The organism is Rhodothermales bacterium (genome assembly GCA_013002345.1).
Taxonomy (GTDB): Bacteria; Bacteroidota; Rhodothermia; order Rhodothermales; family JABDKH01; genus JABDKH01.
Genome location: JABDKH010000091.1, coordinates 1 through 2,360, shown reverse-complemented (window position 1 = coordinate 2,360; position 2,360 = coordinate 1). Strand labels below are relative to the sequence as shown.

The following is a 2,360-nucleotide window of genomic DNA, read 5'->3' as shown; positions in this document are numbered from 1 at the left end:
GAGCGCTCAAATTGAAGCGCATGTTCCCGGTATCCAGGTTGCTCACCGTGCCATGGACCTCGTACTGGGTCCCGGCCGGTTTTGGCTCGATACGCGTCGCGACGATATTGCCGTTCGCATCGAACTGGCCGCTGACTTCGACGATCTGAGCGACGGCGACACCGTCCAGCGAAGCCGGGCTGAAGCTGTCGTCAAAGGACGTATCGGGGCTGACGCGGACGGTCTGTCCGAGCACGACGAGGCTGCCGGCTACAAGGTCGATACTCGCTACCGGTCCTTTGACCGTATCATCGAATATGACCTCATTCGCTGTACCGGTCGTGCCGTCATCACTAATGGTGCCTTTTACAGTCACGATCTGACCAACCCTGAGGTCGTCTTCGCTGCCGCTCGCATCGTTGACGGTAAATGTCGCGCTGGCAGTGTCATAGCGGACGCCGTTCGTTACGATGCTGCCGAAGGTCGATATCGGTCCGACGGCTATCCCGTTCCTGCCTATTCCGCCCGAGGGAGGTGGCTGCTGAACCGGTGGCTGCACGGACGATTCTCCTCCCGAACTGCCACCGCAGCCCGCAAGGATTGCCAGGATCAGCGCGGCGCACGCGCATGAGAGTGTTTTGATCTGTTTCATAGTGTTTACTCCTTGGAATTCTCTCTCTGAGTGGCAAACAGGCTGATTCCCACTCTTGCAGTTGCTTCGCCCGGGTTGTTGCCAGAGCGAGCGGCGAGCCAGTCGTCGACCTCTTCGAGAAAAGCCTGGCCACGTTTGTCCAGGTATTCGCGAAACTCCGGGATGACTGACACCGGGATGGAATCGTTGTCGGCGTAGCCGCCGAAGCGGAGGGTGCCACCCTCCTCCAGAAATACGTTGTTGTTCATAGTGCGAATCACGTCGTAGATCCGATCCGCCGCGAACATCAGGTTTTCATCGTCGTGCACGGCGGGCTGGTAGTAGCGGCTGAGCACTCTCAGCTCGCCATCGGCAGTCCGTGCAACGGCATTGGTTTTGATCAGTTCCTTGAGCATCGTGGGAACCGCGACGTCGCCACCGTAGGTTTCACAGAGCGCTTCGAAACTCGGCGCCGGACCGGACTCCGGAATTACCCGCGGCTCCAGGTTTGCGTCGACGTACGCAGGTCCCTGGAACCACCCTGAGAGCACCTTGGTCGCATCGTTCGTCTTGCGGGTCGGCGGCTCTTCGTGGGTCGCAAGCAGGTCTCTTTGCCGTTTGACCTCCTTGCGGCTTATTCCGGTCAGGATCGACACCCGCGAGACGTTCGTCGGCCGACCCCGAATTCCGTACTCGTCGGTCGCCGTTTCGACGAAGACCAATTTCGACAGGTCGGAGAATTCCTTCCACGTCATGCCGCATTTGAGCGTCATCGATGCCAGCGGCCGTAGAATCTGACGGCATATGGTGCGTACAACGGACTGTGAGTCTCTATCCATAGTTGGGGCAGTTTACCCCATTTGTGGAATTTTGCAAGCGAATGGCATATGGACCAGGAAAATCATAGGCTTAGCTCAATGCGATCGCTCACTATCCTGTTCTCCCTGCTCGCGATGCCGTGGCTCGCGAGCTGCGACTTTGGCGGAGGCGGGTCGTCGCTGGAGGACCAGACCCTCGTTCGTGGCAATGGCGGCGAGCCGGGCACGCTCGACCCGCTACTGGCCGACGACATACACGCGTTCAATGTGCTCGTCGATATGTACGAGGGCCTCGTCGCCGAGAGCGCAAACGGAGAGCTGATCCCGGGTGTTGCGAAAGGATGGAGCATCAGCGAGGACGGCAGGACGTACACGTTCGAGTTACGGACCGATGCCCGGTGGTCCAACGGTGACCGGATCGTAGCGCAGGACTTTGTCAGGTCCCTCGAATTGGCGACCGCCCCGGACACAATGGCTCCGTACGCGTTCCTGTTCCACGGTGTCGAAACGCACGTGGTAGCCGAATCCGACCACGAACTCGAGATTCGTCTGTCAAGGCGGTGGAGCGAACTGCCTTTCATTTTATCGATGCCCATCGCATTTCCGGTGCATCCCTCTGGCGATCGCACGATAGGCAACGGCGCCTACAAGCTCGTTTCCCGCAGCCCGGGTGGACAGATCCTGCTGCAAAAGAACGAGCACTACTGGGACACGGAGCGGGTCAGTGTCGGCTCGGTGGCTTATCTGCCAACCAGCGATTCGGTAGCCGAATTCAACATGTACAGGTCCGGAGAGCTGGACATTACGCACAATATTCCGAGTGAAATGGTGCAATCCGCTGTCGCACAACACGGCAACGAAGCCCGGTTGGCGCCATCTCTTGCGCTTTACTACATCGCGTTCGACCTCACGGAACCGCCCTTCGACGACCC

3 protein-coding genes are annotated in these 2,360 nt (G+C 59.1%); 1 reads left to right on the top strand and 2 read right to left on the bottom strand.

Annotation, left to right across the window (positions count from 1 at the left end; genetic code table 11):
* Both HKN37_04680 and HKN37_04675 read right to left on the bottom strand, forming a co-directional pair.
* A partial coding sequence (locus HKN37_04680) for a hypothetical protein (GenBank protein ID NNE45939.1) occupies window positions 1–631 on the bottom strand: 631 nt, incomplete at its 3' end.
* A gap of 5 nt (window positions 632–636) precedes the next feature.
* Window positions 637–1,449: a hypothetical protein gene (locus HKN37_04675; protein NNE45938.1), complete on the bottom strand. Its 813-nt coding sequence runs from the start codon at window positions 1,447–1,449 to the stop codon at window positions 637–639.
* Between the two features lie 78 nt (window positions 1,450–1,527).
* Between HKN37_04675 and HKN37_04670 the strand changes: the two genes are divergently transcribed.
* A partial coding sequence (locus HKN37_04670; protein NNE45937.1) for a hypothetical protein occupies window positions 1,528–2,360 on the top strand: 833 nt, incomplete at its 3' end.